The sequence below is a fragment of the Dyadobacter chenwenxiniae genome (assembly GCF_022869785.1).
Taxonomy (GTDB): Bacteria; Bacteroidota; Bacteroidia; order Cytophagales; family Spirosomataceae; genus Dyadobacter; species Dyadobacter chenwenxiniae.
In genome coordinates this window covers 3,294,373-3,309,993 of sequence record NZ_CP094997.1, presented here as the reverse complement: position 1 = coordinate 3,309,993, position 15,621 = coordinate 3,294,373, and the positions used below count along the sequence as shown (strand labels likewise).

Here is a 15,621-nt window from a genome sequence, read left to right as displayed (position 1 = left end):
TGTATTAACGAAACACCAAATGGTAAAACGACTGGGTTTACAGGAGTGTGTAAAGTTGATCATGTTGATTTTAATGATGTGCGCTCCTTTCAGATCAGTGGGGCAGGAGCATCGTTTTGTCCATATCGATGCCCGTAATGGCCTGTCGCACGGCCACGTAACTGCTATTTACCGGGACCAGACTGGTTTCCTCTGGATCGGTACAGAATCGGGCCTTAATCGTTTCGACGGCTATACCAATATGGTTTTTCGCAAAGATGCCTCCGATTCCACATCACTCTTTTACGACTACATTGCCGGATTGTTTAAAATGCCAGATGGCAAAATGGGCGTGCTTACCTCCACAGGCCCTTGCCTTTATGACCCCGCAAAGGAAGCTTTTTCCGGCCCTTTGCGGGGTTTTAACGCGTATGCAATCAAAAATCCAAACAATCTTAAAACGGTTGTGCCGGATAATAGGGGTAACTTCTGGTTTATCCTTCGCGGTGAAGGACTGATTTGCTACAATGAGAAAAGCAAAAGATCCATTGTTATCAAACATTTAGACCGCGATGCCACTTCCATTGCCAGTAACAATGTCACATCGATAGCACAGCAGGCCGATGGCTCCTATTGGGTGGCCCATTCCAATGGGATGGTCGAAAATGTTATTCTTGGAAAACACGACGTGAAGGTGATCAAGAGGCTCAATTTCTTCCATGATCGCAGGCCAGCCGGGAGCGATTATCTGCAATGTGAACTGACGGTTGATCGTGACGGAGATATTTGGGTGTACCCCACCAATTACGATATCGGTGTGGCTAATTTGAACAGGCAGGAAGGCAAGATACGCTATCTTGGAAAGACATTTGGGGATCCTCGCCTCAGTTCCGACATGATTACCGGGGTTGTCGGTGATAACAAGGGCAATATCTGGATTTCCAATGGCCAAACCGGTATTGATGTGCTCGATAAGAAGACGATGTCGGTGACCAATATGTCTAACTCATCGGAGAATGATCAAACGCTGAGCCATAATGCAGTTACGACCATGGTGAAGGACAGCGATGGGATCATCTGGGCGGGAACCTTCAAAGGCGGGTTGAATTACTTTCACAAGAACATCATGCAGTTTCCGCTCGTTAACCGGTATTCGAAACCTTACGGGCTGCCATTTGATGATATCAATGCCTTCGTAGAGGATAAAAAGGGGAATCTCTGGCTTGGAACAAATGGCGGCGGGCTGATATACTTCGACAGGCGTACCGGAAAATTCACCACTTACCGGCACGATCCGAAGAATTCGCACAGCCTGGCTAGCGATGTGATCGTCAGTTTGTGTCTCGACCATCAAAACCAATTATGGATAGGTACTTTTTTGGGAGGATTGAATTGTTTTGACGGACAAAAATTCATCCGTTACCAGCATCGTGCCGGACAACCCAAAAGTCTTTCAGGAAGAAGCGTATGGGAGATATTTGAGGACTCCCAGCGGCGACTTTGGATCGGCACTCTCGACGGAGGCCTTTGCCTGTTTGACCGAAATACAAAAACCTTCACAAAATACCGTCACCCGGCGCAACGTGCGCTCCACTCGGTCTACGTTCCTGCCATCTTCGAGGATTCGCGGGGTAATATGTGGTTTGGTACAGCCAATGGAGTAGATGTACTGATGAAAACGTCCGGCGAGATCGTCCACTATGAAACGGAAAAGAACAATCCCAATTCCATTGGCAGCAACGATATTTTAGGTATTCTGGAAGACTCAAAAGGACGTATCTGGATCGGGACCCGCGGCGGGTTAAGTGTATGGCAAAGGAAATCGAATAAATTTATTAATTATACCGAAAAGCAGGGCCTTGCTCACAATGCTATTCTATCGATGGTGGAAGACGAAGACGGGCGACTCTGGCTGGGCACGCCAAACGGACTCTCATCCGCCACCATTACATCGGACAAAACCGGTTTGAAGGTGAGTTTTAGCAATTATTCCGAGATCGACGGGCTGCAAGGCAAACAATTCAATGAGGATGCTGCGATTCGAGCGCGCAGTGGTGAGCTGATATTTGGCGGGGCCAACGGGTTTAACATATTCAGGCCAGTCGACCTGGGTAAGAACCGGATTCTCCCCCGGCTGGCGCTTACTGATTTTCAGTTGTTTAACCGCAGTATTATTCCAGCACATCCGGCCGAAGGCAAGTTCACATTGGCTGCCTCGATCACCACAAATCCGCCCATTGTGCTCCGCGCGAGCGACAATGTCTTTTCCATTGAGTTTGCGGCGCTGAGTTTTATCCAGCCTTCAAAAAATCAATACAAATACAAAATGGAAGGGTTTAATGAAGATTGGCTGTTCACTGATGCAGCCAACCGGAAAGTTACCTTCACCAATCTCGATGCGGGCGACTATGTTTTTCGTGTGATTGCATCAAACAACGATGGACTTTGGAATAAAAACGGAATTGCATTGCAGGTGAAAGTGCTTCCTCCTTTCTGGAAATCGCCGACTGCCTACGTCTTGTATGTACTGGGCATAGTCTTGCTTTTGTTAGCCATTCGCAGGCTGATACAGGAAAGGGAAAGGATGAAGTTTGCCATCAGGCAGACGAGCGAAGAGGCCAAGCGTTCGCGGGAATTGGATATCTTGAAGACGAAGTTTTTCACCAACGTAAGTCACGAGCTGCGTACGCCGCTTTCCCTCATTCTCGCCCCGGTTGAAAAACTGAGGGAAAATGCCACCGATACCCATGAACGCCGGCAGTTTGAGCTGATCCAAAGAAATGGGCGGCGATTGCTGAACCTGGTCAACCAGCTGCTCGATTTTCGCAAACTTGAAGAAAAGGAAATCCGGTTCCAGCCTTCGGACGGGGACATTATCCTGTTCATCAAAGACACGGTCTACTCGTTCTCCGATCTTTCCGACAAAAAGGAAATCCGGCTTAGCTTTACTTCCAATGTCGCGGCACTGGAAACGATCTTTGACCATGATAAACTGGAAAAGATCTTGTTTAACCTGCTTTCAAATGCCATTAAGTTTACGCTTGGTCCGGGCGAGGTGTCTGTAACGGTGGATGTTCAGGAGACCAGGGAGGAAAAGTTGGTCGAAATCCGGGTAAAAGATACTGGCATCGGGATTCCCCCAGAAAAACATGAGCTGATCTTCGAGCGATTTTTTCAGAATGATTTGCCTAATACGATCATCAACCAGGGAAGTGGTATCGGGCTTGCCATTACAAAGGAATTTATCCGGATTCACGGCGGGACCATTCGTGTGGAAAGTGAAGTGGGTCGTGGAAGCTGTTTTGTCCTGAAGCTCTCTTTGAAAATGCCTGGCAGGACGGTGCATGAAGTAATTAACGAGCCTGTTCAGCCTGTTTTTTCCGATGTCAGGATCCAAACCGAACAAGCGTCCACAGGCAAGCCACTTATTTTGATCGTGGAGGACAATGAAGATTTTCGTTTTTATCTGAAAGACAATTTGAAACATTCCTATTCGGTGATTGATGCTTCGACAGGCGAGGAGGGCTGGGCCAAGGCCATCGAACAAAGACCCCGCCTGATCGTGACGGACATTATGATGCCTGGACTGAATGGCCTGGACTTTTGTAAAATGGTCAAATCAGACGAGCGGGTGGCCCATACGCCGGTAATACTTCTTACTGCCCGATCCGAAGACGAGCAGCGTCTGGAAGGATTTGAAGCGGGGGCTGATGATTATATTGGCAAACCGTTCAATTTTCAGGTGCTGGAATCAAGGATCAAAAACCTTATTTCGTCTCGCGAGAGTCTGAATGCCCTGTTTGCGCCTAAAAACGGGATCAAAGCAAGTGAAATCCCGATCACTTCACTGGACCAGCTATTTCTTAAGGAAATGGTTCAGGTGATTGAGAAACACATTTCGAATGCCGAATTCAGTGTTACTGATCTGGCCCGTGAATTGGGGGTGAGCCGTTCACAATTTTTCAAAAGGGTCCAGACGCTTACAGGCAAATCCCCACTGGAAGTAATGCGGTTGATCAGGCTGCAACATGCGGCCCAGCTCCTGGAAAAAAGCCAGCTTTCGGTTTCTGAAATTGCCTATCAGGTTGGATTTAACAATCCTAAATATTTTACCCGCTACTTCAAGGAAGAGTACCATACGCTGCCCTCCGCCTACGCAGGTGGTAAACGAGCAGCAGAGTAAACCGGCAACGTACCCGATTCGGACGATTTTTACCTTCAATTGGGATGTTTTGTTCCGTTTCCAAAGAATCTGTTTCCCTACTTTTGGGCCACTCATTCTTTGCTATCCATGAAAAGAAAACTAACAGTATTGCTTTGCCTCGAAGTCTTTATTTATGTATTGCTATCCGCATTGATCAGTTGGGTTGCTGCTTTATTATGCAATTTGTTCTAAGCTGAGTACTTCCCCTGGTAGTTACCTTACTATTACAAAAACAAGTTTAATTGAGACAAAATATCTATTGATTTTGTGTATTTGGATCATCTGTGGACTTTTTATCACTTTAATTAGGACTAATTAGTACCATCCCAAAGTACGCCTACCGCATACCTTTGATGCAAGGAATTCCCGAAAGTGTACCAGCTTCGCAAAGGTAGGCGCGCACCGAATACAGGTCTGTTACATATAACAGGAATCCGTTTTCAAACTGCATTCTGTAACGTACTTAAGGCAAAATCAATGATGAAAAAAATTTACAGATCCTTCTGTGTTGCTGCCCTTATTTTGTTTTCCTGTATTGTGGCCCAGGCGCAGCGACGTCAGGTGTCCGGGACAGTGAAGAACGAAACAGGCGGCGCTATGCCCGGCGTAACCATCCTGCTGAAAGGAACAACGATGGGCGTCACAAGCGATACCGATGGAAAGTTTACTATCCAGGCAATGCCCGAGGATGTGCTTAAAATTTCCTTTATCGGTTATCTCTCGGAGCAAATTCCGGTGGGCAACAAAACGCAATTTGACATTACCATCCAACCGGATATTGCCACACTTTCAGAAGTAGTCGTGATCGGGTATGGAGAATCGAAAAGAAAAGACGTTACCGGCTCGATATCTTCTGTGTCCGGCGGGGAACTCCGGAAAACGAACCCCGTCACCATTGATCAGGCATTACAGGGAAAAGTGGCCGGTATGGTAGTGCAGCAGGCATCGGGGCAGCCCGGCGGAGGCGTTTCGGTGCAGATCAGAGGGATATCTTCCTTCGGGGGCGGGGGGCCGTTGTATGTGATCGATGGTGTGATTATCGGTGGCACTGCCACGCTGGGCGCTGGTACCAACCCATTGGCTGCTATCAATCCGTCTGAAATTGAGTCGGTTGACGTGCTCAAAGATGCCTCCGCCACTGCTATTTATGGTTCACAGGCCACGAATGGTGTGATTATCATTACCACAAAACGTGGCGCGGTAACACCTCCAAGAATCTCTTACGATTTCTATACAGGTTTCCAGCAAGTGCCAAAGCGAATTCCCATCATGAATTTGCAGGAGTATGCCTCCTTCATCAATGAGCGGAATGCAGGTTTGCTCTGGGGATTCGATAAGCGGCCTGAATTTGCCAATCCGCAATATCTTGGGAAGGGTACCGACTGGCAGAAGGAACTCTTTAGAAACGCGCCGATGACTAACCACACGGTAACCATAAACGGAGGTGACGTCAGAACGCAATACCTGCTTTCAGGTTCATATTTCAAACAGGAAGGGATCGCTGCCGGCTCTGATTTCAGAAGAATATCCGTCAGGCTTAACCTAGATAACAAGACCACCAGCTGGTTGAAAATCGGTACCAGTCTGCAACTGGCCAATATCAAAGAGAATGTAAATTCGACCAGTTCAAACGTCATTAACGCCGCGCTCAGCCAGACTCCCGACATCGCGGTGAAAAGTAACGATGGCAGCTGGGGCGGTGCGTATAACCCTAACGGTTGGGTGAACAGTACCATCAATCCATTTGCTATTGCGACGATCAACAAGGACCAGGTGAACAGAAATCAGATATTTGGAAATGCCTATGCTGAGATTCTGTTGAGCAAATCGCTGACGTTGCGGAATGAGGTTACGGGAAGCTTTTCAATGGCTACTGAGGATAGATTCAACCCAACCTACACGATGGGGCTTGTGAAAAACACGAACAACAACGGTTCGTACCGTTATGAACAAAACATGTACGCAACGGTACGAAATTACCTCACCTATTCGCATTTGTTTAGCGACAAATACAATACAAATGTCATGGTGGGACACGAGGCGCAATTGAGCAAAGGCGAGAATGTAAGTGCGGAACGCAATAATTTCCCGTCCAACAATGTGCAGACGATAAGCAGCGGTGATCCAACTTCTGCTATTAACTCAGGCTCAAAAAGTCAGAATGCCCAGGAATCGTACTTTGGCCGGTTGAATCTGGGGTTATTTGACAAATACCTGATCACCGCAAACGTACGGAGCGACGGCTCTTCGAAATTTGCTGCCGGAAATCGATGGGTAACTACGTATTCGGGTGCGGTTGCCTGGAAGATCCAGAATGAGAATTTTTTGAAAAATTTCAAGGACATCAATGAATTGAAACTCAGGGTAGGTTATGGTCTCACGAATAATCAAAATGTCAGAGATTTCGCCTATACTTCAACGTTAGCTACCGTCGCCACCGGTTTGTCGGGTATATCCCAGCTCACCGAAAACATCGGGAATCCATATGTGGAATGGGAGAAAACGAAATATGCCAATATCGGTCTTGACGGTGCATTATTCTCATGGCGTATCAACTTTTCGGTCGATTTTTATAACCGGAAAACGGATGGTCTTTTAATGCAGATCCCGTTGCCATTTTACTCAGGAACGACCGTTGGCTGGTCTCCGGGAGCATTGGGTGCGCCGTATGTGAATATCGGCACGATCAACAACAAAGGATTCGATTTTAAGATCAGCTCTAACAACATCCAGGGTAAGGATTTGACGTGGAAGACAGATCTGACAGTATCCCGTAACGTCAATAAAGTGTTGAAACTGAATACCGAGGGGGCGTCGCTTGTTGGGTCGCCATATAGCCAGACGGTTGTAGGGAACTCGATCGGCCAGTTCTTTGGATACAAGGCAGACGGCGTTTTTGCGAAGAAAGAAGATTTTGAGACTCATGCCTTGCCGACCAAGAACGGAGCGCCATTGCCAGTAGGCGCGGCAGGAGGTAGTATCTGGTATGGCGACCTTAAGTTCAAGGACATCAATGGCGATGGCGTGATTGACGAGCGCGATCAAACCTTCCTAGGATCACCGATCCCTAAAATTCAATTGGGACTGAACAACTCGTTTTCCTACAAAAAATTTGATCTGAATGTATTTCTGACCGGTAACTACGGTAACAAGGTATTCAATCAAATGCGCATGAACGGAGAATTTCCAGGGACCAGCTTCGGGTATCTTAAAGCATTGAACAACTACGCCAAACTTGCTTTGATTGATCCCACTAAGCCTGCCACCGACATCAATAATGTGTATGTGGTTAATCCTGATACGAATATTCCGGGCATTAGAAATGACAATACAAACGGCAACAACAGGGTGTCAGACAAATATGTTGAGGATGGTTCCTTTATCAGATTTAAGACCATTTCGCTGGGATATTCGCTTTCGGACAAACTGCTGGAAAAAGCGCATATTCATTCAATGCGGGTTTATGTAAACGTATCCAATGCATTCCTGATCACGAAGTATAAGGGAATGGATCCGGAAATCGGCTCATGGAACCCTCTGAATGCGGGCTATGACAATGGTTTTTATCCGCAACCGCGTGTGTTTACTGTTGGGGCAAGCTTGCAGTTGACCAAATAATTGCTTCGAAACAGGTGTCAGACACGAATGTTCGGAGACAATTCTTCACTTGATGTGTATCTATAAAAATATTGACCAATGAAAATCAAAAAAACAATGGCGGCTGCCGGGCTTTGCCTTGCCCTATTCTCGGCCGGATGCAGCGATAGCTTTCTGGACCGTCCGCCATTATCCCAGATAAGCGCAGACAATTTTTACCAGACCACCAACGACCTCAGATTGGCCACCGCCGCTCTGTACGGTGGCAAGCCATGGGCCGAATGGAATTATAACTGCTTCTTGCCCATAGGTGACGTCCTTAGCGGTAATATGGCCGTGGGTTATTGGGGAGACGCTGTTCAGCTGAATACGTTTGCAGTTACGGGTAGCAACGAAATTATGATCGCCAACTGGAAAGGCATGTACAAGGTCATCGCGCATTGCAATGTGACCATCAAAGCCATTGAAGAGAAGGCACCGGCTTCTATTCCTGAAAAAGACAAGCTTGGCGCCATTGCCGAAGCGAAGTTTTTGAGGGCGTTTGCTTACTATAATCTGGCCTTGTTATGGAGAGATGTGCCGATTATCAAAGACAATACTGAGCTGATAAGTACACCACTGGTTCACCGTAATCCCCTGGAAGATGTGTTTCGTTTTGCTGCGAATGACCTTCTTTTTGCAGCAAAAAACCTTCCGGTGAAGGATGCAGCAGGAAGATTGACAAGCTGGTCGGCGCAGGGTATGTTAAGCAAAGTATATCTGACCTGGGCCGGGGTAGAAGCAAAAGGCAATGGACCGCGCAACCAGGCACTTCTTGACAGCGCCAAACTGCATGCCGGCAATGTCTGCAAACAAAGCGGATTGTCGTTGCTGCCCAATTATGCCGATCTTTTCAAATCGCAGTTTAATGATAATCCCGAATCCTTATTTGCATTGCAATGGGCACCGGGTACCGGCTGGCTTGAAGGAAACATGCTGCAGGTTTATTCGCCCGGGGGGCCGGAGATATCGGCGGCTGGTCAGGCGGGCTGGTTTGGCATAGCACCTACCTATGACCTCTACAAGCAATATACGAAGGAAGACTCCATCAGACGTAAGGCGACCGTCATGCTTAAAGGTGACTATTACGCTGAGCTGAATGCGGCAGGAGGAGGGTATAAATTCGCAGGTAACTCCGGTTTGAAAAAGCACATCATCGGTACCAGGATCGATAACAGTGCGCCGACGATGAGCTTGACATCTTCTATTGAGCACAATGCTTTGTTAAGGCTTGCCGAAGTGTACCTGATCTATGCGGAAGCTGTTATGGGCAACAATACCTCGACAACCAATGCGGATGCCCTTTTGTATTTCAATAAAGTGCGTACCAGGGCCGGCATCGCTCCAGTGAGTTCCCTTGACGCTGAAACTTTGTTCAAAGAAAGAAGAGTTGAACTGGCAGCCGAAGGGCATTTTTGGGAAGATTTGGTAAGGCTTTCTTATCACAACGAACCGAAGGCGATCAAAAAGCTTAACGAGCAGGAGCGTGTCCTCTTCACTTTTGAAAGCGGCGTTGTAACAAAAAGCAACCCGCTCGCCGAAATCACGCCCGCCAATACCACAACTTTCAAGCTGCCGATACCTTCACCAGAGGTAACGGCTAATCCAAAATTGTTAGAAGCCCCCGTGCCTTACTCGTTTTAAAAATTAGAAGAAATGAAAAAAAACCTATATAAAAGAATTTGCTTTTTGCTGTTTTGCTGCATTGCTGGTGTTTTAATGCTGTCCGCATGCGAAGAAAAGGACGACATGACCGCTCCACCGGTTATCACGGAAATACGAAACTACGCCGCATCACCAAGCGACAGCCTGGTGGACACACTGAGAGCCGGGCAATGGGTAGTTGTGCTCGGCAGGAACCTGGGTGAGATTTCACAGGTCAACTTCGGCAGCAGACCGGCCAGCATTAACCCGACTTTAATCACCGACCAGAGCATTGTGGTGCAGGTCCCTTCGATTCCGTTTGATTCTGTGGCACGGGAAAAAGTGAATGTGGTGACTGTAATGAACAGCGCTGGTTCAACTTCGTTCACCATTAACATTACGGGTCCGCCTATTATTTCCCGTGTGAGAAATTATGCCACTGCGCCGAAGGACACTGTTACCAGCGTCATTGTGCCCGGGCAGTCGATCAACATTGTTGGATATAACCTCAAAAACGCGCTTAAAATAGCATTTCAGGGAGTAGCGGCAGATTTGAAGGCAGCTATTTACACCGATTCGAGTGTGATCGTAAAGGTTCCCAGCAATTTTTCCGGCTCGGATCCTTTACTGGCGAACAAAATCACTTACGGGACAGCAGCCGACACAATCGAATATTCCATCCGGATTTTTGACCCTGCCATCCTGCAATATTATAAAGATCCCTTGTTTACATTGCTTGCAGGTGGAATCGGTAAAGAAAAAACCTGGGTACTGGACCTGGATGCAAAGGGTGTTTCGGCCAAATTTAAAAGCCCATTGTACTTCTCGGGCGTCGATTACGGCTGGGATAATCAATGTACAAAAACGGGCGGAGATTGCTGGTTGTATGATCCAAGTTATGACAGCTGGATGGGTGCGGTCCAGGATTATGGCTCCATGACTTTCGGCATTAGGGCTGGTTCCGCCGAGCCTGTTTTGAAGGTGATCCAGAAAGGAATAACGAAAAACGGGACATTCCAGGGCAGTTACTTTTTTGATATCAAGACAAAAATCATATCCTTCATCGGTACTGTTCCGCTTAATATGGGAAGGGACCAGGTTTGGACGAAAGCCTATGTCATCAGCCTCAAGGAGGACAGGATGCAACTCGGTTTCAAAGATCCGAACAAGGCGGAATTTGCAATTCATAACTACATCCGAAAATGATAGTTTGACTGTCCAGGCAGTAACAGGTATGACTCTCCTCTAATCATAAAGAGAAATATCAAACCAAACTAACAGAAATTCAGAATGAGGAAACTAGTATTTTACCTGGCCAAGGAGTGCCTGGGATGGGCAGTGTTGTGCAGCATCCCGGTCACAGCCTTTGCACAGAACGAGACTATTTCAGTGAATGCGACGGAGAACAAGCGCCCGATCTCACTATACATTTATGGAAAAAATGATTTCCTTGACCACTCCGTGCAATTTTACAAAGATGCGGGCTTGCGGCTGGCGCGTCTGAATGGAGGTAACAACGCATCACCTTATAACTGGCGTGCAAAACTTGCAGTCCATCCCGATTGGTACAATAATGTTTATCCTGCCAATTGGGATACATATGCACAAAAAATCAATAACGACTTTCCCGGCATGAACAGGCAATCATCTCAAAGCGTCAGATGGTGTTTCTGCCGGACAACCTGGACTATAGCACAGCCGCTGCTTTGCCAAATGCAGTTATTGGTTCAGCAATGGGACTACGATTTAAAGCAGATATTCAACCCGGAGACACCGTGCTTATTAACGGGGCAACCGGTTTTACAGGCCGCGTGGCGATTCAGATTGCTAAGCATTATGGGGCCAAAAAAGTAATTGCTACTGGCCGTAATCTCGAATCATTAAAGAGGCTGGTCGATCTGGGAGCAGATGAGGCTATCTTATTAAGCCAAGCAGATGAGGTGGTTGTAGCTCAGATCCAGGAACTTCATGTGTAAATGCCAATCGATATCATTATCGATTATTTGTGGGGACATCCTGCCGAACTACTCTTATCAGCGTTGAAGGGGAAAGGTTCTTTCACACATCCGACCCGATATGTCTCCGTCGGGCTTATTTAAATGTCACACACTGATGAAACAAACCTATTTAATATTGGTCTTTATTATGAGTGGATTTCCACTTATCGCCCAGACGAATTCTGTCATGTCTGGACAGACCGAATTTGAGGTGAAAGCAATTTATGGAACTGTTAAAGGCAGTTTTGAATCGCCTTCGGGTAAAGTTATTTTCGACCCGTCTGCACCAACAAAATCGGAAAGACACATATCAATTGCCGCTTCCTCGTTTTCTACTGGCAAAGCAAGGCGTGATCAGAAGATGCTGAAAGGTAATTTTTTTACTCAGAGCTGTTTTCAAGGATACAATTCAAATCCTCAACAATTCAGCCTCTCGATGATTACTATTTGGCTACAGGAATGTTGACGATCAAGGAAGTCTCTAAAATGGTTACTCTACCTTTTGAAGTTAACAAGAATCCAGACGGTAGCCTCGCTCTTAGCAGTACCTTCAAAGTAAGCCGCTTGGCATATGGGATAGGAAGGCCTTCCTTTATGCTCAAGGACATGATAACCGTTAGCATGAATGCTGTAATAAGATAACATTTAAACCATCTAATCCGAAATGCGACAGAATGCTTACAGCTAGTGCCTCGAAAGGCCGCAATGGGCGATATCATTACTATCACTGCCGGTCTTCCTGCGGCTGCCGCTATCCTGCCCAACAAATCAATGATCACTTTCATAAAAGAAGTCTCGAAATTCAAGCCGAAGAAGGCGACCATTAGGGTATTTAAAAAGCTTTTGCTTGAAGAGTTTTCCGATCATGCCAGAGCCAATAAAGGAGAACAAAAATCCCTGCATGAGCGAATCGAAAAACTAAACGGAAAATTGGGTAGAGCACGAGAACTTTTGCTCTCTTCGGAACTTGACTCGAAAGACTATAAAGCCATCAAGCAAGTGATCGAGCAGCAACTTGTAGGTCTGGAAGCTAAATTGGTCGAGACATCGCGTAACACGCAACCTGGGGTTCGAAATGTCGAACAAATGACAGAAAAGGCGCTGGAAATTCTCTTGAATCTCGATTCCATATTCGTTGGAGCTGACTCCGAAACCAAACGGCAAATAGTCGGTTCGATTTTCCCGGAGAGATTATTATCTCAGAAGAAGGATGCCGAACCACAAAAGTCGACGAAGTCGCGGCTCTTATCTATCAGATTAACAGTGACTTATATAAAGGAAAAACCGGAACTTACGACGAAAATTCGTCAAAGTTCCGGTTAGTACCCAGAGCCGGAGTCGAACCGGCACGAGTGTAACCTCATTGGTGTTTGAGACCAACGCGTCTACCAATTCCGCCATCTGGGCATTGATCTCTCTTGTTGGGAGTGCAAAAGTATGGAGAAAAATATATTAAGCAAGCGTTAATTTAAAAAATCATTGGAAAAAAGTGAGGAAAATAGCTTACAATGCGTAACTCCTTTATTCATAACGCAATGCCTCAATCGGATCGAGGCGGGAGGCTTTGATGGCAGGATAAATTCCTGAAAGAACGCCAACGACCACACAAACCAAAATTCCCATCGCCATCCAGATCCAGGGAACGACAAATGAACTGTCGGAGCTGATGAGGCCGGAAATGACATTGCCGATAACGATTCCTAAAATCAGGCCTGCAATTCCGCCCAGTATGCAGACTACGATGGCTTCGATCAGAAACTGGAAACGAATGACCCCTGGCGTCGCGCCCAGCGACTTGCGGATTCCAATCTCGCGCGTCCGTTCGGTGACGGAGACGAGCATAATGTTCATCAACGCAATGGAAGCGCCTAGTAAGGTAATAATGCCGATTCCAAAACCGCCTATGCGCAAATAGCCAGTGACTTCTTCGAAATCCTTGGCCACCGCATCTGCGCGGTCAATAGTGAAGGAGTCTTCTTTGCCCAAATCGTCATTGCGGATCCTGCGCATAATTCCGCGGGCTTCTTCAACGATGAAATCACCATCTGAAATATTAGGGGCAGATGCGGTAATGTTGTAAGTTAATGCACGGTTCGCAGCAAGTCCGCGGCCATTTTCAAGCGGAATGAGAATAATTCGATCTGCGTCATTTTGCCCGCCGAGCGAGCCTTTCTTTTGTAAAACGCCGACGACCTTGTAGCGACCGCCCATGAAAGTAATGTCTTTATTTAGCGGATCAACACGCTCGAAGAGCTTTTTTGCAATTTCCTGGCCGATTACTGCAACATTCAGCGCGTTTTCCATATCATTCTTGTCGAGGTTACGACCCAGATCGATTTTATAGCCATTAATGCCTAAATACTGCTCGTCTGAACCGACTACGCTGCTGTTTGGATTGGTTTTTTTTGAAAGATAATTGACCTGAACAGCACCGCCAATGTCTGCTGAAAGTGAAGCGGTTGCGGTGTAGGATGCTTTGAATTGATTGGCAAATGTAAGTGCTTGCCGGTAGGTTACTGCGGGATATTGCTTGCTTCGTCGGCCGCCATTCCGGAATTCGTCGTCTTCCTTGTTCTTGACGGTGAATGTGTTGGCGCCAAGATCGGCAAAACTGCTGTTAACCGAGTTCTGGATGCCTTCAATGGCAGTCAGGATGCCGACTAAGGATGTGATTCCGATCGCAATGATCAGGGCGGTCAGTACGGTTCTGAGCAGGTTGCTTTGGATAGAGCGGAGGCCTTCGTCGATATTTTCCCTGATGTTCATGGTTTTAGAGCTTGTGCACCATAATGTGAATTTTATCGTTTTCTTCCTATATTTAATAAAATCCGAATTGTAAAGCTGCGCATGAAACGTGAAAGAATCAAACCAGTGATACGCTTGTTTATCCCGCTTATCATTTTTTTAACAATATCATTTAACAGCATGTCCAACAGGCTGCTTATCCCGATGGATGAGAGTCAAAAGAACCATTTGAAGGCTTACGGGATATCTTACTGGATACTGAGAAACTTCGAAATGGAAATGGACTGGCTCCTGAATTACCGTGGCGGCAGCTTTATGATTGCTTATAATCAGCAATTTGCGTCCGAAATGACGGTGCGCGGCGTGAGTTTTGAAGTGATTTCAGATGGACAGGCGGGGCAGATCCTGAGCCAGATCAGTGCGCCGGACGTAAATATGGATGCGGTGAAATTGCAAAAAGCGCCCAAAGTCGCTGTTTATTCGCCAAAATCCAAGCTTCCGTGGGATGACGCCGTAACGCTTGTGCTAACTTATGCGGAAATTCCTTATGATGTAATTTATGATGACGAAGTGCTGAACAATAAGTTGCCGGAATATGACTGGCTGCATTTGCACCACGAAGATTTTACAGGCCAGTTTGGTAAATTTTATCAATACAAAGATTTCCCCTGGTATCGCGAGCAAAAACGCGAAGCCGAAGAAACGGCCAATAAATACCAGTTTGGCAATGTGCCGCAAATGAAGCTGGCTGTTGCCAAACGAATTGCTGAGTTTGTGACAGGCGGCGGTTATATGTTTGCGATGTGCAATGCAACGGATACATTCGACATTACGCTGGCAGCAGAAGGGCTGGATATCGTGGAGGCGATGTATGACGGCACGCCGGTTGATCCGACGGCTAATGGCAAACTCAATTACGATAATACATTCGCATTCAGAGACTTCAAGACCATTTCCTATCCTTATGAAGTGGAGTTTTCGGACATCGACAACCAGCCGGAGGAACGCAATCTGACGGAATCGAACGATTTCTTTTCTCTCTTCCAGTTTTCGGCCAAATGGGACCCGGTGCCGAGTATGCTTACGCAAAACCACCAAACCATTATCAAAGGATTCTTAGGGCAAACTACTGCATTCAAAAACCGGCTGATTAAACCCGAGGTGATTATTCTGGCTGAAAATAAAACGGCAAAAGAGGCGCGTTACATTCATAGCACGCACGGGAAGGGCTTCTTTACTTTCTATGGTGGCCATGATCCGGAAGATTACCAGCACCGGGTTGGCGAAGAGCCTACGGACTTGAACCTGCATCCAAATTCAGCGGGTTACAGGTTGATCCTTAACAACATACTGTTTCCGGCAGCGAAAAAGAAGAAGCTTAAAACGTAGTTTCAGACCATATCTTTTTTTCGTTCC

Annotated in this window: 8 protein-coding genes, 1 tRNA gene and 1 pseudogene; 8 read left to right on the top strand and 2 right to left on the bottom strand. The window is 46.6% G+C overall.

Going from position 1 to position 15,621, the window contains the following annotated elements; all coding sequences use genetic code 11:
- Positions 1-19 precede the first annotated feature (19 nt).
- The 7 genes and pseudogenes from MUK70_RS14145 to MUK70_RS14115 all read left to right on the top strand — a co-directional run bounded on the left by MUK70_RS14145 (position 20) and on the right by MUK70_RS14115 (position 12,783).
- Positions 20-4,162 carry a two-component regulator propeller domain-containing protein gene (locus tag MUK70_RS14145; RefSeq protein ID WP_234653085.1) on the top strand — a complete coding sequence of 1,381 codons (4,143 nt, stop codon included), beginning with the start codon at positions 20-22 and terminating at the stop codon, positions 4,160-4,162.
- A 498-nt stretch (positions 4,163-4,660) separates the two neighbouring features.
- A complete protein-coding gene (locus MUK70_RS14140; protein ID WP_234653083.1) occupies positions 4,661-7,801 on the top strand; it encodes a SusC/RagA family TonB-linked outer membrane protein in 3,141 nt (1,046 codons plus the stop codon).
- 78 nt (positions 7,802-7,879) lie between these two features.
- Positions 7,880-9,463 carry a RagB/SusD family nutrient uptake outer membrane protein gene (locus MUK70_RS14135; RefSeq protein ID WP_234653082.1) on the top strand — a complete coding sequence of 528 codons (1,584 nt, stop codon included), beginning with the start codon at positions 7,880-7,882 and terminating at the stop codon, positions 9,461-9,463.
- Positions 9,464-9,475: 12 nt separating this feature from the next.
- Positions 9,476-10,669, top strand: coding sequence for a hypothetical protein (locus MUK70_RS14130; protein WP_234653080.1), 1,194 nt, complete (start codon positions 9,476-9,478; stop codon positions 10,667-10,669).
- Between the two features lie 84 nt (positions 10,670-10,753).
- On the top strand, positions 10,754-11,317 hold the full coding sequence (locus MUK70_RS14125) for a hypothetical protein (protein ID WP_234653079.1): 564 nt from the start codon (positions 10,754-10,756) through the stop codon (positions 11,315-11,317).
- A gap of 222 nt (positions 11,318-11,539) precedes the next feature.
- A pseudogene (locus MUK70_RS31165) lies at positions 11,540-12,102 on the top strand (YceI family protein).
- Positions 12,103-12,165: 63 nt separating this feature from the next.
- Positions 12,166-12,783, top strand: a complete 618-nt coding sequence (locus tag MUK70_RS14115) for a hypothetical protein (protein ID WP_234653075.1) — start codon at positions 12,166-12,168, stop codon at positions 12,781-12,783.
- Here the strand turns inward: MUK70_RS14115 and MUK70_RS14110 are convergent.
- Positions 12,784-12,867, bottom strand: a tRNA-Leu gene (locus MUK70_RS14110). It abuts the gene before it with no gap.
- A gap of 114 nt (positions 12,868-12,981) precedes the next feature.
- Positions 12,982-14,226: an ABC transporter permease gene (locus MUK70_RS14105; protein ID WP_234653073.1), complete on the bottom strand. Its 1,245-nt coding sequence runs from the start codon at positions 14,224-14,226 to the stop codon at positions 12,982-12,984.
- A 105-nt stretch (positions 14,227-14,331) separates the two neighbouring features.
- On the opposite strand from MUK70_RS14105, the gene MUK70_RS14100 reads away from it, so the two are divergent.
- Entirely contained in the window at positions 14,332-15,594 is a 1,263-nt protein-coding gene (locus MUK70_RS14100) for an asparagine synthetase B (RefSeq protein WP_234655371.1), read from the top strand.
- Positions 15,595-15,621: the final 27 nt, after the last annotated feature.

Coding starts and splice junctions, on each gene's coding strand:
- MUK70_RS14130 (WP_234653080.1), top strand. CDS start 9,476: ATGAAAAAAAACCTATATAAAAGAATTTGCTTTTTGCTGTTTTGCTGC.
- MUK70_RS14115 (WP_234653075.1), top strand. CDS start 12,166: ATGGGCGATATCATTACTATCACTGCCGGTCTTCCTGCGGCTGCCGCT.
- MUK70_RS14145 (WP_234653085.1), top strand. CDS start 20: ATGGTAAAACGACTGGGTTTACAGGAGTGTGTAAAGTTGATCATGTTG.
- MUK70_RS14140 (WP_234653083.1), top strand. CDS start 4,661: ATGATGAAAAAAATTTACAGATCCTTCTGTGTTGCTGCCCTTATTTTG.
- MUK70_RS14135 (WP_234653082.1), top strand. CDS start 7,880: ATGAAAATCAAAAAAACAATGGCGGCTGCCGGGCTTTGCCTTGCCCTA.
- MUK70_RS14105 (WP_234653073.1), bottom strand. CDS start 14,226: ATGAACATCAGGGAAAATATCGACGAAGGCCTCCGCTCTATCCAAAGC.
- MUK70_RS14125 (WP_234653079.1), top strand. CDS start 10,754: ATGAGGAAACTAGTATTTTACCTGGCCAAGGAGTGCCTGGGATGGGCA.